This window comes from Aeromonas aquatilis (assembly GCF_054052405.1).
The window spans coordinates 1-22,267 of the sequence record NZ_JBSTYP010000062.1 but is presented as its reverse complement, the minus strand read 5'-3'; the positions used below and the strand labels follow the sequence as shown (position 1 = coordinate 22,267).

The 22,267-nt window shown below is 60.3% G+C and carries 20 protein-coding genes and 4 tRNA genes; 13 read left to right on the top strand and 11 right to left on the bottom strand.

What is annotated here, in order from left to right; translation table 11 throughout:
• Positions 1–79: 79 nt before the first annotated feature.
• The 5 genes from ACW5W8_RS19810 to ACW5W8_RS19790 all read right to left on the bottom strand — a co-directional run bounded on the left by ACW5W8_RS19810 (position 80) and on the right by ACW5W8_RS19790 (position 7,428).
• Positions 80–2,155, bottom strand: a complete 2,076-nt coding sequence (locus tag ACW5W8_RS19810; protein WP_498629789.1) for a glycoside hydrolase — start codon at positions 2,153–2,155, stop codon at positions 80–82.
• A gap of 108 nt (positions 2,156–2,263) precedes the next feature.
• Entirely contained in the window at positions 2,264–3,097 is an 834-nt protein-coding gene (locus tag ACW5W8_RS19805; RefSeq protein WP_498629787.1) for a DUF2861 family protein, read from the bottom strand.
• Positions 3,094–3,741, bottom strand: a complete 648-nt coding sequence (locus ACW5W8_RS19800) for a response regulator transcription factor (RefSeq protein WP_498629785.1) — start codon at positions 3,739–3,741, stop codon at positions 3,094–3,096. Before ACW5W8_RS19800 ends, ACW5W8_RS19805 begins: the two co-directional genes overlap by 4 nt.
• A complete protein-coding gene (locus tag ACW5W8_RS19795) occupies positions 3,738–5,120 on the bottom strand; it encodes an ATP-binding protein (protein WP_498629783.1) in 1,383 nt (460 codons plus the stop codon). The genes ACW5W8_RS19800 and ACW5W8_RS19795 overlap by 4 nt, the downstream gene beginning before the upstream one ends.
• A 145-nt stretch (positions 5,121–5,265) precedes the next feature.
• Positions 5,266–7,428, bottom strand: coding sequence for an AsmA family protein (locus ACW5W8_RS19790; RefSeq protein WP_498629781.1), 2,163 nt, complete (start codon positions 7,426–7,428; stop codon positions 5,266–5,268).
• Positions 7,429–8,117: 689 nt separating this feature from the next.
• Here ACW5W8_RS19790 and ACW5W8_RS19785 point away from each other — a divergent pair.
• The 3 genes from ACW5W8_RS19785 to djlA are packed head-to-tail and all read left to right on the top strand — an operon-like array spanning position 8,118 to position 10,646.
• Entirely contained in the window at positions 8,118–9,128 is a 1,011-nt protein-coding gene (locus tag ACW5W8_RS19785; RefSeq protein WP_498629779.1) for an aminoglycoside phosphotransferase family protein, read from the top strand.
• A complete protein-coding gene (gene murU, locus ACW5W8_RS19780) occupies positions 9,125–9,793 on the top strand; it encodes an N-acetylmuramate alpha-1-phosphate uridylyltransferase MurU (protein ID WP_167565920.1) in 669 nt (222 codons plus the stop codon). Before ACW5W8_RS19785 ends, murU begins: the two co-directional genes overlap by 4 nt.
• Positions 9,794–9,812: 19 nt before the next feature.
• On the top strand, positions 9,813–10,646 hold the full coding sequence (gene djlA, locus ACW5W8_RS19775; protein ID WP_498629776.1) for a co-chaperone DjlA: 834 nt from the start codon (positions 9,813–9,815) through the stop codon (positions 10,644–10,646).
• A gap of 87 nt (positions 10,647–10,733) precedes the next feature.
• Here djlA and ACW5W8_RS19770 read toward each other — a convergent pair whose 3' ends face one another.
• Positions 10,734–12,185: an aminoacyl-histidine dipeptidase gene (locus tag ACW5W8_RS19770; protein ID WP_498629775.1), complete on the bottom strand. Its 1,452-nt coding sequence runs from the start codon at positions 12,183–12,185 to the stop codon at positions 10,734–10,736.
• Positions 12,186–13,132: 947 nt separating this feature from the next.
• On the opposite strand from ACW5W8_RS19770, the gene gpt reads away from it, so the two are divergent.
• From gpt to ACW5W8_RS19745, 5 genes are all read left to right on the top strand, one after another.
• The gene (gene gpt / locus ACW5W8_RS19765; protein ID WP_005339007.1) at positions 13,133–13,600 is read left to right on the top strand and encodes a xanthine phosphoribosyltransferase; all 468 of its coding nucleotides are present in this window, start codon (positions 13,133–13,135) and stop codon (positions 13,598–13,600) included.
• A gap of 171 nt (positions 13,601–13,771) precedes the next feature.
• Complete coding sequence (gene frsA / locus ACW5W8_RS19760) at positions 13,772–15,040, top strand: esterase FrsA (protein WP_421341825.1); 1,269 nt, start codon at positions 13,772–13,774, stop codon at positions 15,038–15,040.
• Positions 15,041–15,102: 62 nt separating this feature from the next.
• The gene (gene crl / locus ACW5W8_RS19755; RefSeq protein WP_005339003.1) at positions 15,103–15,495 is read left to right on the top strand and encodes a sigma factor-binding protein Crl; all 393 of its coding nucleotides are present in this window, start codon (positions 15,103–15,105) and stop codon (positions 15,493–15,495) included.
• A gap of 180 nt (positions 15,496–15,675) precedes the next feature.
• Entirely contained in the window at positions 15,676–16,779 is a 1,104-nt protein-coding gene (gene proB, locus ACW5W8_RS19750; RefSeq protein ID WP_498629772.1) for a glutamate 5-kinase, read from the top strand.
• A 34-nt stretch (positions 16,780–16,813) separates the two neighbouring features.
• Entirely contained in the window at positions 16,814–18,067 is a 1,254-nt protein-coding gene (locus ACW5W8_RS19745; RefSeq protein WP_498629770.1) for a glutamate-5-semialdehyde dehydrogenase, read from the top strand.
• Between the two features lie 85 nt (positions 18,068–18,152).
• Here ACW5W8_RS19745 and ACW5W8_RS19740 read toward each other — a convergent pair whose 3' ends face one another.
• The 5 genes from ACW5W8_RS19740 to rsgA are packed head-to-tail and all read right to left on the bottom strand — an operon-like array spanning position 18,153 to position 20,999.
• Positions 18,153–18,542 carry a hypothetical protein gene (locus ACW5W8_RS19740; RefSeq protein WP_498629768.1) on the bottom strand — a complete coding sequence of 130 codons (390 nt, stop codon included), beginning with the start codon at positions 18,540–18,542 and terminating at the stop codon, positions 18,153–18,155.
• A gap of 2 nt (positions 18,543–18,544) precedes the next feature.
• Positions 18,545–18,808 carry a DUF2960 domain-containing protein gene (locus tag ACW5W8_RS19735; RefSeq protein ID WP_498629766.1) on the bottom strand — a complete coding sequence of 88 codons (264 nt, stop codon included), beginning with the start codon at positions 18,806–18,808 and terminating at the stop codon, positions 18,545–18,547.
• A complete protein-coding gene (locus tag ACW5W8_RS19730) occupies positions 18,798–19,067 on the bottom strand; it encodes a VF530 family protein (protein ID WP_120414856.1) in 270 nt (89 codons plus the stop codon). The genes ACW5W8_RS19735 and ACW5W8_RS19730 overlap by 11 nt, the downstream gene beginning before the upstream one ends.
• Positions 19,064–19,936, bottom strand: a complete 873-nt coding sequence (asd, locus tag ACW5W8_RS19725) for an archaetidylserine decarboxylase (RefSeq protein ID WP_498629764.1) — start codon at positions 19,934–19,936, stop codon at positions 19,064–19,066. Before asd ends, ACW5W8_RS19730 begins: the two co-directional genes overlap by 4 nt.
• A 28-nt stretch (positions 19,937–19,964) precedes the next feature.
• On the bottom strand, positions 19,965–20,999 hold the full coding sequence (gene rsgA / locus ACW5W8_RS19720; protein ID WP_498629762.1) for a small ribosomal subunit biogenesis GTPase RsgA: 1,035 nt from the start codon (positions 20,997–20,999) through the stop codon (positions 19,965–19,967).
• Between the two features lie 91 nt (positions 21,000–21,090).
• On the opposite strand from rsgA, the gene orn reads away from it, so the two are divergent.
• The 5 genes from orn (at position 21,091) to ACW5W8_RS19695 (ending at position 22,213) form a co-directional block, all read left to right on the top strand.
• Entirely contained in the window at positions 21,091–21,636 is a 546-nt protein-coding gene (gene orn, locus ACW5W8_RS19715) for an oligoribonuclease (RefSeq protein WP_498629760.1), read from the top strand.
• Between the two features lie 178 nt (positions 21,637–21,814).
• A tRNA-Gly gene (locus ACW5W8_RS19710) sits at positions 21,815–21,890 on the top strand.
• A 37-nt stretch (positions 21,891–21,927) separates the two neighbouring features.
• Positions 21,928–22,003, top strand: a tRNA-Gly gene (locus ACW5W8_RS19705).
• A gap of 33 nt (positions 22,004–22,036) precedes the next feature.
• Positions 22,037–22,112, top strand: a tRNA-Gly gene (locus ACW5W8_RS19700).
• Between the two features lie 25 nt (positions 22,113–22,137).
• Positions 22,138–22,213: transfer RNA gene (locus tag ACW5W8_RS19695), tRNA-Gly, on the top strand.
• The last annotated feature ends 54 nt before the right edge of the window (positions 22,214–22,267 follow it).

Below are 22,267 nucleotides of genomic sequence, written 5' to 3'. Positions count from 1 at the left end.
TTATTTTGCAGAACGTTCATCTATACATGAAAAGTTCTGCAACAGCATCCTCTGATGAAATAAAAGCCAGAACGCCAGATTAGCGGGCGCCATCCGGTTGCGAAACAAACTGCTGCTGGCGGCCATCGGGCAGCAGCGCCAGCACGCTTTGAGCGGCCAGTTTTATACCTGCCAGCTCGGTGGCCGAACCGAAGTTGGCAATCAGTCGAGTACCATCGGCAAACTCGCTCTGCTGCACCACTCCTCTTTTATCGAGCCAGCGAAAACCGGTGAGTGGCTGGTTGTAGAGCCGCTCATGCAACGGACGGAAGAAGGCATCGAGTCCCTTGAGATAGGGAATGCGCACGCTGGCGCTATCCAGACTGAGGTTGAGCAGCGGCGGCACGTTGTAGAGCTGCTGCAACAGTTCGGTCACCTGACGGCTCTCCCTGAATTTGAGGCTATCCATCGTCCAGTGATGGGTGGTCACTATGCTGTCGTGAAAGACGCTCTGGAACAGCGGCAACCGCAGCGCCGGATCAAAGTAGAGCGCCTGATACCCGGGCTTGAGGTGGCTCTGGCCAAAGAAGAACGCAGGCTGATAGTCGGGATACCAGGCTCCCAGATAGTAGGGAGAGCGCTTGTTGCGGCGCATATCGGGATCCTGCCAGCCAAAGCAGCTGGTCTGGGGGCCGTGGGCAAAGGCCGCGGTGCGGTTGGCAACTGCGCCTCCCTCCTCGGAGCCCACCAGCACACCCTGACTCCTGGCAATCCACGCCATCCCGGCCATCCGGTTTTGCGCATCCTGCGACTGAGTAGTGGGCTTGGCCGGGTCGAAGTCGTCAAACACCATGCCGGTCGCCGCCACATCGAGGAACCAGCTGTTGTAGTGGCTTGCCTGCTGCAACCAGGGCACGCGCTGCTCCATCACCAGGCGCACGCAGGCCTGATTGGTGTAGACGCCGCTGTTTTGAAAGCCGCTCTTGCGCCGGCCGTTCTCCTGCATGATGCCGCAGCGCTGATAGATATCCTGCCCCATCTGGGCGGTGAGCCAGCTCTGCTGACGATTCCCCTCCGGCAGCGCAGTATCGTAGGAGTCGTAAGGGGCGATGAGATAGCCCGCCGCTTTGGCAAGCGCAATCCCCTCTGGCGCGGCAAAGCCCGCCGTCCACTGGGGCAGACCCAGCCAGAGTTTTGGTAATCCAGCCTGCTTGAGAGCAGCGATCATCTTGGCCGAGCTGCCATCACCCCAGCTCTGTGGCTCGTTGAGCGCAGCCCCCAGTTGCGTGGCAGCCAGCGTGCGCCGGGCAGCGAAATCAGCAGGTTGCTGACCCGGATGGCGCAGCGCGGGCCAGCTCTTCACATCCTGTGGCACCAGCAGTCGCTCGCCCCAGAGGTAGAGGTGAGAGGCGCCGATCAGCCGCTTGCCATCCTTTACTGCCGCCAGCTTGCTCTCGAGCGAGACCAGCTCGCCCCGCGCCTGCAGCCAGCTGCGATAGGCCTTGCCCGCCGCCAGCCAATCACTGCCCGGTTGTAGCGAGACCGCCACTTCATAGGGGTCGGCCAGATTGAGGCGATTGACACTATGGGTCGCCGTCAGGGCAATACCATCTTTCCCGGGCGTAAAAGTGAGCCGGTTGTTGAAGGGGTTGGCAAAGAGGATCGCCAGTTGCTGATCCCCGTGATCCAGCCCGACCAGCGGTAGGGTGAGATCCTCGGTGGTATTGATCCCCTGATACTCCTGCGCCAGCGCCTGGCGCCACGCGGGATGCTCAACCGGGATGCGAAAACCCTCGTGGATCGGCAGCATCAGCGCCTGCGCCCCTGCCGGTACCCTCGGCCACACCAACTCGCCAGCAGTTGCACGGCTGAGGGTAAGGATCAGACGGTTACCCTCAAGGCGAGCCAAGGCACGCACCTCGCCATCGGCACGGGTCAGCCAGCTGGCACGCTCCCCCTCCTGCTGCAGCGCGGTGACCGGCTGACGCGGGCCGGGAGAAGAGATGAGAAGGTGCTTGCCCGATGGCAGCACAGCCTCGGCTGCCAGGGTGGCGGGATCCAACTCAATGCGCCACTGATCGTTGGCAAGGGTCAGCGCCTCGGCAGGCAGGGAGAACAGCGGCGCCAACAGCAGCAGCGGGCGGATCCGGCTCGTTAGCACGGGAAGAAAAGTCATGGTCGGTGATTCCTGATAACTCACGGGAATCGCCATTTCAGCAGATTGGCCGCCTGCGATTGTCAGGCTAATGTCAGGATTGCGTGCAACTGACCATCACGACGACCATTACTCCACCGGCCCCGCCTGACTGTGGCTTAGCTGCAACACCAGCTGGCCGCGCTGGCTGGTTTGCACCAGCGAGAGGGTGCGCCAGCTGTCGGGCGTGGCGGCAGGCCAACCCACCTTGCCATCCAGAGGCAGGCGGTTCCACCACAGCAGTGAGTATTGCGGGCGAGCCAGCACCGTCTGCTCAAGCCAGAGCGGCGTACAGGCCGCAGGATTGGCGGGGGGATTGGCCACCACCTGCGGCGAGCGGGAGAGCCAGTCCAGATCCTGCACCGCAGGCAGCGGCAGCACTACCTGCCACGCTTTGCCCGCCACCGCCAGCCGCAGCTGATAGAGTCCAGCAGGCAAAGGCGTCGGTAGATCGGCCCCCACGACCCTGACTCCGAAGTTCTCTTCCACCTCCCACTGGGCGCCTGTCAGTCGGTCACGGCCAGCGGGATCGACAAGTTCCGCGGCGGTGATGGGCCCCTCCCCGGTCAACTGCACCCGATAGTCCCGCAGCAACGGCGCATCGCGCTGGATCAACTCAAGGAGCAGCTCGCTCACCCCATCAGGCAAGGTCAGCGGGAAATCCTTGCCGCAGTGCTGGGCACTCAGCACGGCCAGCATCCCCTGCCAGCTGCGGCGCTCGGCATCGCTGTTGAGCGCAGGCCAAGCCTGCTGCAAAGATTGCCAGGCGTGCCGGTTATCCCCCTGCAACAGCGCCAAGGTAGCCGGTTGCAGCGGGTCGGCGCGATCGGTTTCCAGGAGGCGATCGGTTGCCATCACGCAGCTTGCGTTCAGCAAGCCGACGCTTAGAGCCAACAGCAGCGTAGCCAGCGTAGAGCGCTTCACGCAGGCACCTCCAGCCGGTAGCCGATACCGCGCACCGTCTCGATGGCTAGTCCGTGCAGCTTCTGGCGCAGTTGCAGAATATGGGTATCAACAGTGCGGGTGGAGGGAAACGCCTGATAGCCCCACACCCGGTTGAGGATCTCCTCCCGGCTCAGCACCCGCCCCGCCATCCGCACCAGCAGGGTGAGCAGGGCAAACTCGATGGGGGTAAAGCTCACCTCCGCATCCTGCCAGCTCGCCTGCATCCGGGCGGGATGAAGCTGCAAGCCGCCCACTGCCTGAGTGCCATCCCCCAGCTGGCGCAGCTGGGCCCGGATCCGCGCCAGCAGCTCGTCGTGGGAGAAGGGCTTGGCCAGGTAGTCGCGCGCCCCTGCATCGAGCCCGGCCACCCGATCGCTCACCTCCACCCTTGCGGTGAGCACGATCACCGGCAGCGCCTTGCGCGCCAGCCACTGGGGAAGCCAGTCGAGGGCATCCCCCTCCGGCATGGTGCGATCCAGCAGCACCAGATCCGCCGCCAGCCACTGCTGCTCCGCCGCAGCAAGGGTGTCACACCAGAGGCAACGATACCCCTCGCGGGTCAGATAGCGTTGCAGGTTCTCCGCCAGCAGCGCCTCGTCTTCGACAAGCAGGATGGTCTTCATGATTCGGGGTCGCTCCTGAGTTGGCAGGGCAGCGTCAGGGTGACGGTAGTGGGCGGGCCGGATAGGGCGAGGCGCCCGCCAAGACGGCGCAGCAGATGGCGCACGATGGCAAGCCCCAGCCCCAGACCATCGGCACGGGCACCACGACGCAGCAGGGTGGCGAGCCGGTAACTCGGCAACTCGCCGCTATCGCTGACCGCGAGGATCAAACGCCCCGCCTGCCAGCTGGCATTGACCCGAACCGGCTCACGGCCATGCTGGCTGGCGTTGCGCAGCAGGTTGTCGAGGGCGAGATCGAGCCAGTAGAAGGGGAGCGCCAGAGTCATCTCCCGCTCAAGGCAGAAGGTGGCGTCATGCCGCTCGCAAGCCAGGGTGAGCCACTCGGTGAGACTGACCGCCACCCGCTCATCTTCCAGAGTCTCAGCCGCCAGATAGTGGCGACTGGCCTGCGCCAGCTGATGCAGACGGGCGACACTGCCCAGCAGCTGACCCACGCTCTGCTGGGCGGAAGGGGGTAGCCGGTCGAAGTCATGGCGCAGCTCCTCGCTGATGCCGGAGAGCGCCATGATGGGGGTACGCAGCTCGTGGGTCAGCATCTGCAACGCGACGCGCCGCTCCCGCAGCAGGCGCCAGCGCTGCCAGCTGGCCCACCCCAGCAACAGGATAAAACCAAACGTGCTGGCCAGCGCCAGCCACTGCCAGCCAAGCGTGGGGCGAGTATTGAAGCAGATCGCTCCGACTCGCTCTTCACAAGAACCGGCAGTGCGACTATCCAGCGTCACACCAAGCCGCTCGGCCAGCGGCTGCCACTGCCCGGCACCGTAACGGCGCCACTGCCCATCGGCAAGCAGCCAGAGCTGACCCGATTGCAGCAACCAGCGCTCGCCCCGCAGCAGGGCATCGAGGTTGTCATTATCGAGCTCGCCGAGCTGCCCCAACTGATCTCGCCGCTCCCGCACATGGAGCAGAGCGTCGAGCCCGGCCGCCGGATGACCAGCCTGCCAGCGAGCAGCGCTGGAGCCCCCCAGCGGATAGACGGGGTGAGCGGCAAACCAGCGGGCCGAGGGCGCAGCCCCTTGGCCGCAAAGCGCCCGCAGCAGCGGCAGCCACTCGGCGGGCAAGTCATGATCTGTCCCGCACTCCTGCTGATAGCGATAGATGGCCTGCAGCTGGCGCAGCGGATAACGCTGCCAGGCAGGATGAAGGGAGTCGGGAGCAATCAGGCGACGGTCGATCCGCTGTACCTCGTCAAGAGGCAGCGCCTGTTCGGGAGCCTGCTTGGCCAGCTCGCCCGCCAGGCGATCCGCCAACGGCCCGGCCAGCACCGGAGAAGTCATGCCGTAGCAGATCAGGGAGCAGAGCAGCAGGATCAGGCGCATGGGTTCAACTCGAGATGACTCCGGATGAAGACACAGCAGAGCACTGCGCCATAAAAAATGTCAGCGCCATTTTTCAATGGCGCTGACATCCGGTCAACCGCTAACGGCATTGACGCAGCGAGCGCCAGCCCATGTGAACCGTCACCTATTTGAACAGTCCCTTGAGCAGCTGGTCAGCCACCCCTTTGACAGCATCGTTGTCGGCCTTGTCCCCCAGCAGCTTCTTGAGGCCCCGTTCGGCCTCCTTGCGCGCCTTATCCTCCAGCAGCTTGTTGTTGCTGAGCAGCGCCTTCACGTCGAGCTGATAGCTGGGCGCCTGCCAGTGGCCGCCGATCCGCACCGGAATGGTGATCTCTTTGAGCTCGTCCACATCCTTGCCTCCCTGCCCCTTGCTGCTCTCGACGATGGAGGTGAGGAACAGGAAGTCGAGGCTCTCCGGCACCAGCGCCGTCTGCCCCTCGCCCTTGACCCGCAAGGCCGGGGCAAAGAGCTGGATGTCGTTGCTGCGGGCAACGCCATCGGCAATCTGGAAGCTGGCGGTCAGGGCGCTGAAGTCGGTCTTGCGCGCCTCCTTCACCTGCTCGGCCCCCTTGCCGGTGAGGGTGGCCCGCGCCTCGCGGATCATCTCCGGCAGGTTGATGCCATGCAGGGCACCGTCGCTCAGTTTCAAGGTAACCTTGCCCTGCATCCCGTTGCGCAGTGCCAACTCAGAGAGACCACGCCCCTGCACCTGCACATCGAGATCGCCCTTGCCCTCCAGCAGATCACTCTGAGCCAGAGTCTGCAACAAGGGGCGAATGTTCACCCCGGCCACCTGCTTGTGCACCTTGTAGGTGGCGGGCTGCTGGCGTGCGTCAAGTACCCCGTTCGCGTTTATCTGACCGCCTGCCACGGTCGCGCTGAACTGTTTGAGCGTCAGCAGTCCCTTGGCCAGAGCCACCTGCAGATCGACTGCGCCGAGATCCAGCCCTTTCAGGCGCAGGCTGCCGAGTTGCAGCCGACCATCTAGATCCACCCCTTTGAGCGCGCCCAGATCCGGTTCAACCGCGGAGAGGGATTCGCTCTTGCCGGTTGCCGCTTTATTGTCACTTGCAGCGGTATTTGAAGCACCGGCCGCCGGTTTGTCCTCTTTCGCCTGCGCAAGTGTGGTCGGTACCGATTTGGCGAGCCACTTGTCGAGATCCAGCTTCTCCCCATGGAGATCAAAGGTGATTGCCGGAGTGGCGCCAAGCTGCACGGTTCCATCACCACTCAACAGCGCCTCATCGACATTCATCACCAGTTTACTCAGGGTAATCAACTGCTTGTCGAGCTCGGCACGGGCAAAACCGGCCAGTTTCAGTTTCATCTGCGAGCGCGGCAGCACATCACCTTCCAGCGCTGCGGTCAGCACCATATCGGAGAGTTCGGCAAGCTTCATCTCTTTATCGAGCCGTCCCTTGAGCGTTCCTTCCAGCGAGCCAGCCAGTGAAGCTTGCTGCCCCTCTACCTTGGCTCCTTTCAGCGCCAAAGTGAGGTTGCTCCACTCACCCAAGGCCAATCGGTCTCCCTTGATGGAGAAACTGTCGAGTCGCAGGGACGGGTCACTCAGGCTGCCACTGAGACTCAGATCTTTCAGTTCACTCGCCATCACCTCCTGCGCCAGCTTGACCTGGGTCTGCCCTTTAACATCGAAAGCGAGCTTATCGGCACTCCCCTTGGCGGCCAGCGTCACGGGTACCCACTGACCGGTGGCCAGTTGCCCCATATCGAGATCGAGTCGATCCAGTCGCAGCGAGGTGCCGCTGCGATCGTCCTGTAGCAGCGCACTGGCCTGGGAGAGCGCAACACCCTGCAAGCTGATCTGCCAGGGCTTGCTATCAGCGGTTGGCGCAGGGGTTGCGGGGACGACCGGTTCGCTTGCATCAGCAGTAGCATCTTTGATCAGTCCGCTCAGATTGGAGCTGCCATCCGCCTTGGTCTGGATAAAGAGATGGGCGCCACTCAGCGTCACCTTGCCAATCTCCAGACGATGGGAGAGCAGCGGTAACAGGGCCACCGAGGCCTCGCCCTGTTCGAAACGAACCAGATCCGGCTCGGCAAAACCGGCCGGATTGCGCAGAGCAACCTTCTCCAACGAGAGGCCGAGACTCGGCCAGAAACGCCAGTCAATCTCCCCTGCCATCACCAGCTCCCGACCCGTGCTCTTGCGCACCTGTTCAGCCAGTTGGGGCTTGAATTGATTGGGGTCGATAAGGCTTATCAACGTCACTATGGCCAGCAAGGCCGCCACGGCGATGCCGAGCAAGATGTAGATGATCTTCTTCACGACAAACTCCCTGAATACGGATCCTGACCGTGACTATATCATCCGGGGCAATGCATGGCGGTAAAAAGGGCGAGTGCACCGGACAGGGATGGTCGCGAACTCTGACGTCCGCGATTAACAAAGACCCCGAAGGCCCTCAAGTTCAGGGATGAGCTGACTGCTGCAATAGCGCCACGGCAGATCGGATCGAGGCTCGAAATTGAGCCGGAGAAATTACAATGCGTAGGTCGGTGTAGCCTGGCAGGGGTGAAGGCGATGAACAAAATGACGGGGCTTGGAATACCCGTCAGGCTGCTGGTGAACTGAGCGGAGCAAACCGCTTGGTGAAAGACTTCTCCGGTTCTGATTTAGTCAACAACGCAGGTTGCAGCCCAACAAAATAGCAGACCGAGGAAGCCCCTGAAATTTAAAACACGCAAAGAAGTTATTGAAAAGGATATTGCGTTGACAAGTTGAATCTACAGTACTTCATCATGTGATCCCTGGATGTTATCTTAGGGCCAGTATTTACGACCCAATCCATAGCACAATAAATACAACAACTTGATGATTTATAAGGATTTAAACAAGTTGTCCTAACTGCGTATTTGACATTGCATGTTATTGCTTTATGTTAGCCGGCAATGATAAAGCATTATTGCGGCCAGGGCTCACAGCCAAGTGCTGCTTTCCACCTTGGTCCCCGACTTATGCACGATCGCGATTCCCTGCTATTGCAGTGGGCACGCCGTATTTCCGGTGATGCCACTCTCACGCTTGCCCTCATTTCCGGTGATGCCAGTTTCCGCCGCTACTCTCGTGGTGGTGGTCTGGTTTGGGTGGATGCCAATCCGAAAACCGAAAAAAATCATGAGTTTGTTCGTAACGCGACTGCCTTGCAGGCGCGTCAGCTGTTGGCGCCAGAGGTGAAGGCGGTGGACTACGAACAGGGTCTGCTGGCGGTCAGTGACCTGGGCGATACCCAGCTGATCAGCTGCCTGAATGAGCACAACGTGCTGGCCTGGTATGGCAAAGCCATAGATCTGCTGCCCCGACTGGGGGCGGTCGAACTTGCACTTGAGCCCTTCGATACGGCCTTTATGGCGCGGGAGAACAGCATTTTTCCCGAGTGGCTGCTTGGCCATCATCTGCAACTGATCCTGAGCGACGAAGAGCAGCAACTGCTCGATGAGACCTTTGCCTGTCTCACCGCCTGCAATCTGGCCCAGCCGCAAGGGGTCATGCACCGTGACTTCCACAGTCGCAACCTGATGGTGTGCGGCGGAAACACTCCTGATACCAGCGAACTCGCTATCATCGATTTTCAGGACATGGTCATCGGGCCGCTCACCTATGACCTCGTTTCCCTATTGAAAGATTGCTATGTGCGCTGGCCGGATGAGGTAATCGATGAAGGGATGCGCCACGGCTTTGCCACCCTGCAACAGGCGGGGCTGCTTGGCGAACTCGATTATGCCAGTTTCCGTCGTGGTGCCGACCTGACCGGCATGCAGCGCCACCTCAAAGCGGCGGGGATCTTCACCCGGCTCTATCATCGCGACGGCAAGTCCGGTTATCTCAAGGATATTCCCCGTACCCTCGGCTACGTGGTGGATGTCTGTCGCACTCACGGTAGCGCCTATCCGGTATTGGCCCGCTTTGGTCAGTGGTTGGAGCAAATGGTGCTGCCCAGGATTGCCAATGCCGGGGTTAAACCATGAAGGCGATGATCCTGGCCGCTGGCCGTGGCGAGCGGATGCGCCCACTGACTGACCTGCTGCCCAAACCGTTGTTGGCGGTGGGGGGCAAGCCGCTCATCGTTCATCACATCGAAAAACTCAAAGCCGCTGGCGTGACCGAGTTGGTCATCAACCACGCCTGGCTCGGCCACAAGCTGGTTGAGAGCCTCGGTGATGGCAGTGCGCTTGGTGTGACCATCCACTGGTCAGCCGAGGAGAGCGCACTGGAGACCGCGGGCGGCATCGTGCAGGCGCTGCCGCTGCTGGGCGCAGACCCTTTTCTGGTGATCAACGGCGATACCTGGCTCGATCTCGATTATCACACTCTGGTCAGCCAGCCCCTTGGCGATGATCTGGCCCACCTCTGGCTGGTGCCCAATCCGCCCCAGCACCCGAGCGGGGACTTTGCCCTGCAAGAAGGGCGAGTCGTGGATACGCCAGCGTTTACCTTCAGCGGGGTCGGACTATATGATCCGGCGGCCTTTGCCGGTCTCGCGGGCGGCGCCCGCAAGCTGGCGCCCCTGCTGCGTGACTGGATGGCGCAAGGGCGGGTGGGCGGCAGCCTGCTCGCTGGCGAGTGGCGCGATATCGGCACGGTCGATCGACTGCGCGAGCTGGATGACCAGCTCCAGGCCCGCACTCATTAACTTCAAGAGGTCTTGAACCATGCGTATTTGGGGTAAGGTGCTGGGCGCCTTCTTCGGTTTTCTGCTCGGCAATATCATCGGTGCCCTGATTGGCCTCTGGGTCGGCCACCGTTTCGACCGTGGCATGGGGCTGCAGGGGGCGTTTCGTCGCGGCCCGAGTCAAGAGCAGCAAGCCGTCTTCTTCCATGCCACCTTCTCGGTGATGGGTCACATCGCCAAGTCAAGCGGTCAGGTGACCGAGCAGGAGATCCGGGTTGCCTCCAACCTGATGGATCGGATGCGGCTGGCCGGTGAGCAGCGTGCCCGAGCGCAGGAGTCGTTTCGTCTCGGTAAAGAGGCCGATTTCCCGCTGCGCGAGACCCTGGCCGAGTTCCGCCGTGCCAGCCTCGGGCAGCGCGACATTCTGCGCTTCTTCCTCGAGGTACAACTGCAGGCGGCCTTTGCCGACGGGCGGGTAGAGGAGGGCGAGCGCGCCATTCTGCACACCATTGCCGACGAACTGGGCTTCAGCCGCATTGAGTTGGCCCGCATTCTGGCGATGGCCGAAGCGCAGATGAACTTCTTCAATCAGGCTCATGGCCAGTATCAGGAGGGGCATTCTGGTGGCCAGCAGTATCGGCAGGAGGCTCCCTCTGCGGATCGCCTCAAGAATGCCTACCAGTTGCTGGGGGTGAGCGAGAGCGACAGCGATCAGGATATCAAGCGCGCCTACCGCAAGGAGATGAGCAAGCATCACCCGGACAAGCTGGCCGCCAAAGGGTTGCCGCCGGAGATGATGGAGATGGCCAAGGAGAAGACCCAGGAGATCCAGCAAGCCTGGGAGTGGATCCGCGAGGCGCGCGGCATTCGTTAAGCGCCGAAGTCTGGCTGGCCTAATCGCAGCAACGAAAAAGCCCCGCAGCAGTGCGGGGCTTTGTTTTGCCGTGTGGCGTAGGCCGGGTTATTTGGCCGGAATCGCTTCCAGCACGTGCACCAGCAGTTGCCAGAAACGCTCGACCGCCGGGATATGCACCTTCTCGTCAGGGGAGTGGGCACCGCGGATGGTCGGGCCGAAGGAGACCATATCCCACTTGGGATAGGCGCTCTTGAACAGACCGCACTCGAGACCGGCGTGGATCACCATCACGTTGGGCATGGTGCCGAACAGGGTCTGGTAGCTGCTCCGCACCAGCGCCATGACGGGGGAGTCCACGTTCGGCGCCCAACCCGGATAGGCACCGGTGAATTCGCAGCTGGCACCCGCTAGTGTGAACAGGGCGCGGGTCATCTGTTCGATGCTCTCGCGACCGGAGTCGATCAGGGAGCGGATCAGGCACTGGACGTACACTTCGCCATCCTGAGTCTTGATGACCCCCAGGTTGGTAGAGGTTTCGGTCACGCCTGGCATGGCATCGCTCATGCGCATCACGCCGTTCGGGCAGGCCAGCAGGGCATCTAGCAGGCGCTGCTGCAGGGAGACGCTCATCAGCTTGGCCGGTTTGGCGGCGTTGTTGACCAGCACGGTCAGGTTCGGCTCGGTGGCGGCCAGTTCGGTCTGGTAGATCCCGGTGTAGCGGTCAACCAGCGCCTTGAACTCGTTTACGCTGACAGCAGGCACCAGCAGGGTGGCACGGGCTTCGCGCGGGATGGCGTTGCGCAGAGTGCCGCCGTGGATCTCGGCCAGACGAACACCCAGCGGTTCGGCTGCTTTGAGCAGACGCACCAGCAGCTTGTTGGCATTGCCACGACCGCGATGGATATCGCAACCGGAGTGACCGCCGCGCAGTCCTTTTACGGCCAGTTCGAACGCTTCTCCTTCGCTGGCGTCAACAAGCTCGAGCGGGAAGCGGATATTGGCATCCACACCGCCAGCGCAGCCCATATAGACTTCGCCATCCTCTTCGGAGTCGGTGTTGAGCAGAATTTCACCCTCAAGCCAGCCCGCTTCCAGACCGAAAGCGCCGGTCATGCCGGTCTCTTCGTCTGTGGTCAGCAGCACTTCCAGCGGACCGTGCTTGATGGTCTTGTCAGCCAGCACTGCCAGGCAACCAGCCATGCCGATGCCGTTGTCGGCACCCAGGGTGGTGCCACGGGCAGTGACCCACTCGCCATCGACATAGGCATCAATGGGGTCGGTCGCGAAGTCGTGTTTAGTGTCGGCGTTGGCCTGCGGCACCATGTCGATGTGGGCCTGCAGTACCACGGCTTTGCGGTTTTCCATCCCCGGGGTGGCCGGTTTCATGATGATGATGTTGCCGACCTTGTCCTGCTTGACCGCCAGACCTTCCCCTTGAGCCCATTGGATGATCCAGGCGCTCAGTTTGGCTTCATGTTTGGAAGGGTGGGGGATGGAGCAGATCTGTTCGAAGAAATGCCAAATCAGTTTGGGAGAGAGAGAGCTAAGCTGTGCCACGTCGGGACTCCTTACCAGCACGGAATTAACAGGGCCCCATCAGCGGGCCGGGGAAGAGGATAACGATAATACAGTCAATCACACAAAAATGTGAGCAATCAGCGCAAATCGCCGGCAGCTTGTGCTGGCTGATGGCAACCAGGCAGTACGATCGTCAGGTTCGGACGACGCTGACCGATAGAAAAGAAAATGTGTGACCGATCTCACAAAAATATTGAATTTAGCGCACCGACTGGTAAATTAGCTCCCGTGGTTCGCCACCCGTCAGGATGACGATGAAAGCCTCCAGGGAACCGAAGCAAAGCAAGTGCGCCTCCATGGAACCGAGTGTTCGTTCAAGGATTTGAGCCCGCATTAAAGGTACGTAACTTGTTAAGCAATCAGGAGTTTCAATATGCCAGGCAGCAACTCAACCTATTGGTTTGCCCCCTCTTTGTATACCCAGGGTTTCAGCTACCCTAACCCCTTCGTCACTCGTCGCTAAGACGAGCTGCCCAACCAGGCAGAGGCGAGAAAGCAGCAGGTGCGTGAGGTTAAACCTCCCCCTGCTATTTTTTTATCTGCGATTTGCCGCACAGCCCATTAGGACTCGGCATCAGGGACGGCAGGTTAGTCGTTTGGCGCTCGAGATGGGCCGAATGGAGAGGGTGATGCCGATTTTTCCTGTTTTTGGCATACGTTTGCCAGGCATTTTCTCTGCAAACGGTGCTATCATATCGGCCCAACAGCCTGTCCGCGGTTTGGACACATCATCTAACCGATCGCCGGATAAGCCCATCTTGCTTCCATTGTTATCAGATTTGCTGCCGAGGCTTAGCCCTGAGGCAGCCGAAGTGCAATCTGAATTCAGTCGGGCAAGGGCCGCCATTTACTGGCATCCGCAGGGAGAATTGCGGGTGTTGTTATTTTAAGTGATTGTTTTTAAATAACTATTCGAGATCGATAACATGCCGAAAAAGTTCTATGTGTCGTGGGACAACCTGCAACGTGAAGCTCGCCGTCTGGCTCGTCGTCAGCTGCCTGTCAGCCAGTGGAAAGGTATCATCGCGGTCAGCCGTGGTGGTCTGGTGCCCGCAGCCCTGATGGCCCGTGAACTTGGCATTCGTAATGTGGAAACCCTCTGCATCTCCAGCTATGACCATGACAGCCAGCGCGAGTTGGTGGTCGTGAAGGCTGCCACCACCGCCGGTGACGGCGAAGGCTGGCTGGTGGTGGAAGATCTGGTGGACACCGGCACTACCGCCAAGGCGATCCGCGAGCTCTACCCGAAAGCCAAGTTCATCGCGATTTTCGCCAAGCCGATGGGCGAAGCGCTGCTGGACGATTTCGAAGTGGCGATCCCGCAGGATACCTGGATTGAACAGCCGTGGGATATGGCACTGGAGTTCGCCACACCGATCTGCGACGAAAAGTAACGGGATCGGGATGTGACGCTCGCTGCGTCCATTGGTCGCAACCGGCAATAATGGTTTCACAGGGCTCCAATTTGGAGCCCTGTTTTTTGTGTATCAATCTGTTGCAGGGTGGCTGATGGGCAGTAAAAGTGGTTAAGATGAGCTATTGCCTGATATGAATGGGACACTATCTTGGACTTGAACGAAGACCTAAACCTGACCGAACAGCTCTTTACCCGCGTCAAGAAGGTATTGGAAACATCCGAGATCTCCAACTCCAGTGCGGCTGATCTGGCGCAAGCCGAGTCAGACGAGATGTTTATCGACGGATCCATGTCAAAGAGCTGGTATCGCCTGCTGCGCCGCCCCTCCTGGACCTGGCAGGGGGCAGACCCCATCGAAGTGGAGCAGACTCTTGCCCGCATCGCCATGGCGACCGGCGAGCGCACCCACGACTGCTATCTCGATACCATCAAGGGCTATGTGCCCGGCAACTGGATCTACGAGTGGAGCCAGGTGGCTGGCAACTATTTCAAGCAGGGCCGTGAACTGCGCGAGAAGGGTGATCCTTCTGGCGCCCTGAAGCAACTGCTCAAGGCGGTGCGCTACTACTCCATTGCCAGCTATCCCCATCTCAAGGACGACGAGCTGGCGGATCAGGCCCAGCTGCTTGGCAACATGGCCTATCGCGAGGCAGGTCGCCTGTTCAAGGTGCCGCTCAAAGAGATTCAGGTGCCTTTTCGCGGCAAGCATATTCAGGGTTATCTCCACCTGCCGACCACCGAAAAACCGGTGCCGCTGGTGATCATCAGTGGCGGGATCGACTCCCTGCAGCTCGATTTCCTCAACTTCTATCTCAAACGGCTCGAGCCCAACGGCATCGGCATGCTGTCGCTGGATATGCCGGGCATCGGCTATGCCGAGCATTGGCCGCTGGTGCAGGATACCAGCCGCCTTCATCAGGCGGTGCTCCATTACCTCTCCGAAGTGGCCTGGGTCGATCATCAGCGTATCGCCATGGTGGGGATGCGTCTGGCGGGTAATATCGCAGCCAGACTGGCCTTTATCGAGCCGTTCAAGCTGCGCACCGTGGTTTGTGTCGGCGCGGGGGTCAATCAGGTGTTTACCAATCAGGAGCTGTTTGCCAAGTGTCCGCGCATGATGCGGGACAGTCTGGCCAACCGGTTGGGGGCGGATGCGGCGCAGTGGGATGGCATGCGTACCAAGTGCCAGGTATTTTCACTTAAAACACAAGGATTACTGGGGACTCGCACCTCTGTGCCGATATTGAGTATTGGACACAAGCGAGATTTTATTTGTCCCGAGCAGGATGTACGGGCATTGGCGGCGGCCAGTCGTAACGGCAAGGCCATCGTATTCGACAAACAGCCTTTGCTGGAGGTGTATGACAAGGCACTGGACGAAATCGTCGAGTGGCTGAAACAGCATTTGTGTACCTGACATTGCGCTAAAGAACTGACGCCATCCCGAGGTGGCGCGGCTTGTTTAACAGGGAGGTTAACATGTCTGAAAGAGTGACCTACAAGCGACTGCTGAGGCAGTTTGCTGCCATTGGCCCCTATTTGCGCGAAGATCTCTGCGAAGAGGGGCGTTATCGTTTCGACTGCCTGTCGGTCTGTGTCAGCGCCAAGCCGGCGCCGGACAAACGGGAATTCTGGGGCTGGTGGCTGGTGCTGGAGCAGGACGATCACCATTTCCGTTACCACTATCAGCTCGGTTTCTACAATGCTGATGGTGAGTGGCTGGACAAGCCGATCCCCAAGAAGCACCAGGTAGAAGTAGAACGGACCCTCAACCGTTTCTACAAGCTCATCAGCGACAAACTGACGGCACTGGAGTGCCAGTTAGCGCCAGCGGATCAGGTCACCAATGAGTTGACCGTGACCGCAGCTTGATCCCTGATGCCCGGCGAGCAGCATCCCGCTGTTTGCCGGGCCATCAGTCAGCCATCTCCCCTTCCGCCCGCAATCATCCGGGCCTTTGCTTCATCTCCTCACCCCGGCGTTAATTGCCTTGCAGGGCTCCATGGCCGTGGGTATAAAGATATTCCTTAACTTTTTAGCCTTTATGCTCCCATGGAAAACAGAACCATAGTCGTCAAGTTGGGCACCAGCGTGCTCACAGGGGGGTCTTCCCAGCTCAATCGTGCCCATATGGTCGAGCTGGTCAGACAGTGTGCGGCCTTGCACCGTCACGGCCATCGAGTCGTGGTCGTTACCTCGGGGGCTATCGCCGCCGGGCATGAGCATCTGGGCCACCCGCCACTGGCGCCAACCTTGCCCAACAAGCAGATGCTGGCGGCAGTCGGTCAGACCCAGCTCATTCGGGTGTGGCAGGATCTGTTCAACCTCTATGGCTTGCATATCGGCCAGATGCTGCTGACTCGCGCCGATCTGGAAGATCGCGAACGCTATCTCAATGCCCGCGATACCATGCGCACCCTGCTCGATCACCGCATTATTCCGGTCATCAACGAAAACGACGCGGTGGCGACCGCCGAGATCAAGGTAGGTGACAACGACAACCTCTCCGCCCGCGCCGCCATCCTGGCGGATGCGGATCTACTGATCCTGCTCACCGACCAGAAGGGACTGTTTACTGCCGATCCGCGCACCAATCCCGATGCCCAGCTCATCGAAGAGGTGCAGACCATCGACGATACCCTGCGTTCGCTGGCGGGTGACAGTGTCAGTGGCCTCGGTACCGGCGGCATGGCCACCAAGCTGCAGGCTGCCGATGTTGCGCGTCGCGCCGGCGTCAACGTGGTGATCGCGACCGGCCAGATGCCGGAGGTGATCGGCCGTCTCGCCAAGGGCGAGCGTATCGGAACCCTCTTCCCGGCGCTGGCCTGCCCGCTGGAAGGGCGCAAGAGCTGGATCCTGGCAGGCCCGCCCCCTCACGGTGAAGTGCATGTGGATCAGGGGGCTGTCGCCGCCATGAAGGATAAAGGCTCCAGCCTGCTGCCCAAGGGGATCGTCGCGGTCAAGGGCGACTTTATTCGAGGCGATGTGGTGCGCATTCTTGATCCCAAAGGCGCCGAGCTGGCTCGCGGCATCTGCCGTTACGACCATCTGGAGCTGGATAAGCTGCGCGGCGTCCACTCTGATCAGATTGAACAGGTGTTGGGCTATGGCTACGGCTCTGTGGCTATCCATCGAGACGACATGGTGCTGCTCTAATCAAGGCGGCACGGCATGAACAAAGGGAAATGAGATGAGTCTGGAGAAAATGGGGCAGGCGGCCCGTGAAGCCGCCTATCAGCTGGCTACTGTCAGCACGGCGCAGAAGAACCGGGCGCTGGCCGCCATCGCCGACGAGCTGGAGGCGCGCAGCGAGCAGATCCTCGCCGCCAATGCGAAAGATATCGCCGCCGGCCGTGAGGCGGGCTTGTCAGAAGCTATGCTGGATCGCCTGCTGCTTAATCCGGCCCGGCTGGCCGGTATCGTGGCAGATGTGCGCAAGGTGATCACGCTGGACGATCCGGTCGGCGCCGAAATGGATAGCCGGGTGCTGGAAAATGGCCTGCGCCTCTCCCGTCGCCGGGTGCCCATCGGGGTTATCGGTGTCATCTACGAGGCGCGCCCCAACGTCACCATCGACATCGCCAGCCTCTGCCTCAAGACCGGCAACGCCAGCATACTGCGTGGCGGGCGCGAGACCTTCCACTCCAATCTGGAGCTGGTGCGGGTGATCCAGCATGCCTTGGCGGCCTCCGGTCTGCCCGAGGCGGCGGTGCAGTACATCGACAACCCGGATCGTGCGCTGGTGGCCGAGCTGCTGCGCCTCGACCGCTATGTGGACATGATCATCCCCCGCGGCGGTGCTGGCCTGCACAAGATGTGCAAGGAGAGCAGCTCCATCCCGGTCATTATCGGCGGTTTCGGCATCAGCCACATCTTCGTCGACGAGAGTGCCGATCTGGTGCGCTCTCTGGCGGTCATCGACAACGCCAAGGTGCAGCGCCCCTCCGCCTGCAACGCCCTCGATACCCTGCTGGTGCACGAGAAAGTCGCTTCGACATTCCTGCCGCAGCTGGTGACGCTGATGAACGAGCGCAAGGTGACGCTGGTGGCCGCGCCCAACGCCATGGCGCTGTTGGCGGGTGCCGACAACCTGTGCGAGGCGGGGCCGGAGGATTTCGATACCGAGTGGCTCGGGCTGACCCTGGGGGTCAAGCTGGTGGCGGATGTGAACGAGGCACTGGCCCATATGCGCGAGCACAACGCCGGTCACTCCGATGCCATCCTGACCAACGATCTGGCCAACGCCGAGCGTTTCGTCAACGGGGCCGGTTCGGCGGCTGTCTACGTCAACGCCTCCACCCGTTTCACCGATGGCGGCCAGTTTGGTCTGGGTGCCGAGGTGGCGGTCTCGACCCAGATGCTGCACGCCCGTGGCCCCATGGGGCTCACCGAACTCACCAGCTACAAGTGGGTGGGGCAGGCCGATTACCTCAGCCGTGCCTGATAACCTGTTGTGTCAGATACAAAAATGCCGACTCTTGGGTCGGCATTTTATTTGGTGGATATCACGAAGATATCAGGCGATCGGGTTATTCCCCGTGATAGAGCGCCTTGTCACCGTGCTTGAGCACATAACCCTTCCAGATAAAGAGGGTGTAGCCGCTACCCTGCCACGACCAGTTGCCCTCCGCACCTTGACGGGTCAGCAGGTGCTGCTCGCCGCTTGGCAGATGCAATTCGGCCTGCGTCTGGTCGGTGTTGAACAGCACGAAGGCGCTGCTGGTCTGGCTGGCATCGGTCGGATTGAGCCGGATACCCTGCTCAAACAGGCGCACACATTTGCCAGTCAGCGCTGACCACTGATAGCCCGCACTGCCGATACAGCCGTGGCTGTCGCGATCGCCGCCCACCAGATGTTGTTCCGGTGTACTGCATGCCGCCAGCAGCAGAGAGGCGGCCAGCAGAGTCAAGGTTCTCATGATTACTCCTGCTTGTCTTCGAGATGGTCCCGTTCAATGACGATGTTGGAGAATCCAAACTCTTTGAAGTAGTTCTCTCGGTAATCCTTCACGCTTTTCTTGTCACGGCGACAAACCTGAGCCAACTGAGCCTCCATGGCGTGGAAACTGGAGAGATCCAACCCTTCGGCAGCCGCGATGGCGTCGTAGATGCTGCGGAACTTGTCGTTCGCGTAGCCGATCTCTTTGGCCTGTTTTTTATAGGTATACGTAATCTTAAAGGCCATCTTGCCCTTCCTTCTTCGATTTGGCTTGCTTGCGCTGGACGTAGAGGTAGAGGCTCTCGACCTTCTCCCGGGCCCAGGGGGTCTTGCGCAAGAACTTCAGGCTGGACTTGATGCTGGGGTTATCGGTGAAGCAACGGATATTGATCTGCTGCCCCAGCTCTTCCCAGCCATAGTGCTCGACCAGCGCGGTGACGATGGTTTCCAGGGTCAACCCGTGCAGCGGATTGTTTTTCTGCGAGGCGTTCGGTTGTTCGCTCATGCCTGCTCCGCCAGCTTGGCAAAGGGCTGACCCATGCGGGTGGTGACGCCATTGGCCAGATGCGGCTCGAAACCGGCCAGCATGCCCGGGCCAAACAGGCAGACGACGGTACTGCCCAGTTTGAACAGACCCATCTCGGCACCTTTTTGCAGGGTAATGGCTTCGTCGCCGGTGTAGTCCCAGCGCACTACTTTCTTCTCTTTGGTCGGCGCAATGTTGCCGGCCCAGATGGTCTCGATGCTGGCCACGATAGTTGCACCGACCAGCACCAGCGCCATGGGGCCGTGCGGGGTGCGGAAGGTGGCCACCACCCGCTCGTTGCGGGCAAACAGGTTGGGCACGTTCTCGGCGGTGAGCGGGTTGACGGAGAAGAGATCCCCCGGCACGAACACCATGCTCTCCAGCACGCCGTCCAGCGGCATATGGATGCGGTGGTAATCCTTGGGCGCCAGATAGATGGTGGCAAAGTCGCCATCCTTGAACGGCGCAACCAGATCCTCATAGCCGCCCAGCAGCTCGCGGGCGCTGTAGTCGTGGCCCTTGGCCTGAATGATGCGGCCCTGCTGGATGGGGCCGAGCTGGCTGACGGTGCCATCCACCGGCAGCGCCAGGGTCATGGCATCGTCAACCACCGGGCGGATACCGGGTTTCAGCTCACGGGTGAAGAACTCGTTAAAGCTCTTGTAGTGGGCCGGACTCTCGTGCAGCGCCTCGCTCATGTCGACCCGATACTGCTTGATAAAGGCTTCGATCACTTTGGTGGTGATGTTGCCCGCTTCGGCAGCGGCAAATTTGCCGATCAGACGGGAGAGGGCGTGCTTGGGCAGACAGTATTGACCGGCAATTTTCAGGTTGTCAGTAATGCTCATGTTCATCATCAACGTAGGTTTATTAGGGTCACAGGCGCGCCTGTTGGCGACCGTGACGGGCTTCCTGCATGGTTTCCAGGATGCGGTGATAGTTGTGGAAGCGATCGGCGCTGATGGCGCCACTGTCGACTGCCGCCCGCAGGGCACAGCCGGGATCGTCCTTGTGGGTGCAGTCGCGGAACTTGCAGCCACCCAAATAGTCGCGAAACTCGACGAAGCACCAGGTGATGCGATCGGCTTCCAGATGCCAGAGGGCGAACTCGCGGATCCCGGGGGAGTCGATGAGATCGCCGCCGCTCGGGAAGTGGTAGAGTCGCGCCGTGGTGGTAGTGTGCTGGCCGAGCCCCGAGTTTTCGGAGATCTCGCCGGTGAGCACATCCAGCCCCGGCATCAGGGCGTTGGTCAGGGACGACTTGCCCACCCCGGACTGGCCGACGAAGATGCTGATCTTGCCTTCGAACTGGGCCTTGAGCTCGTCGAGCCCTTCGCCGCTCTCGCAACTCACCAGAATCACCTGATAGCCAAGCTTGCGATAGGGTTCGAGCTGGCACTCGATACGCTTGCGTGCCGCGTCATCCAGCATATCGACCTTGTTCAGCACGATGAGCGGCTGGATCTCCACATCCTCGGCGGCCACCAGATAGCGGTCGACGATGTTGGTGGAGAACTCGGGCATCACCGCCGAGACGATGATGATCTGGTCGATATTGGCGGCGATGGGTTTGACCCCGTCGTAGAAGTCCGGCCGGGTCAGTACCGAGTGGCGCGGATGCACCGCCTCGATGACGCCCGCTGTCGCGGCATTGAGGCCGGGACGCCACACCACCTTGTCGCCGCACACCAGACTGCTGATGCTGCTGCGCCGCAGGTTGCTGCGGTGGATGGCACCATCGACCGCTTCCACGTCGGCGTGCTGGCCAAAACGGCTGATCACCACCCCTTCGATGGCCGGGCCAAACAGGGTGTCATCTACCACTGTGGTGTGATCTTTTTGCAGCCGCCGTTCGCGGTTGGCCTGGACGCGCCTTTGTTGACCCAGATTGAGTTTTGCTTTCTTTGCCACTCGATTCGCCAGTTTATGAACAGATCCAAAGCCAGTATGATACATGCAAATTGGCAAAATTCCGCCATTCCTCCCAATAGAGAGAGCAATCATGACAGTCAGCGCGCAGAACCTGGTATGGATCGACATGGAGATGACGGGTCTCGACCCCGAAGAGAACGTGGTACTGGAGATCGCCACCATCGTCACCGACAAGGATCTGAACGTACTGGCCGAAGGGCCGGTCATCGCCATTCATCAGAGTGATGAAGAGCTGGCCAAGATGGACGACTGGAACGTCAACACCCACACCAAGAGCGGTCTGGTGGCCCGGGTCAAGGCGAGCGAGCACGACGAGGCGAAAGCCATTGCCGAGACCCTCGACTTTATCCGCCAGTGGGTGCCGGAGTGCACCAGCCCGCTGTGTGGCAACAGCATCGGTCAGGATCGCCGCTTCATGGTCAAGCACATGAGCGATCTGGAAGCCTTCTTCCACTACCGCAACGTGGACGTCAGCACCATCAAGGAGCTGGTACGCCGCTGGCAGCCGGAACTGCTGGATCAGTTCAAGAAGAGCGGCACCCATCAGGCGCTGGACGACATCCGCGAATCCATCGCCGAGCTGCAGTTCTATCGCAGCCACGTCTTCAAGATCTGATTCTCCGGCAAGGGGTTGTCATGCTCTGGCTGCTAAAATCGACAGTTCGGCCAGCTTTTGAGCGAACGCGCGCAACCAGACAAAAAAGCCCTTGCAATTGGAATGACTCCTCTTATAATTCGGCTCCCGTACAGTAGCGCAAGCAACCAAATGCTGTACGGCCTGTTTTAAGGTAGTTGCGGGAATAGCTCAGTTGGTAGAGCACGACCTTGCCAAGGTCGGGGTCGCGAGTTCGAGTCTCGTTTCCCGCTCCAAAAATCTGATGATGACACTGGTGCAAACCAGCCCGATGCGGGAATAGCTCAGTTGGTAGAGCACGACCTTGCCAAGGTCGGGGTCGCGAGTTCGAGTCTCGTTTCCCGCTCCAATCATCATCGAGCCTCAAGACAACCAAATTGTTGCGGGAATAGCTCAGTTGGTAGAGCACGACCTTGCCAAGGTCGGGGTCGCGAGTTCGAGTCTCGTTTCCCGCTCCAAAAAATTTGTAATTGATATTCCGATGCGGGAATAGCTCAGTTGGTAGAGCACGACCTTGCCAAGGTCGGGGTCGCGAGTTCGAGTCTCGTTTCCCGCTCCAATCACTTGCAGATGACATTCTGTTGCGGGAATAGCTCAGTTGGTAGAGCACGAC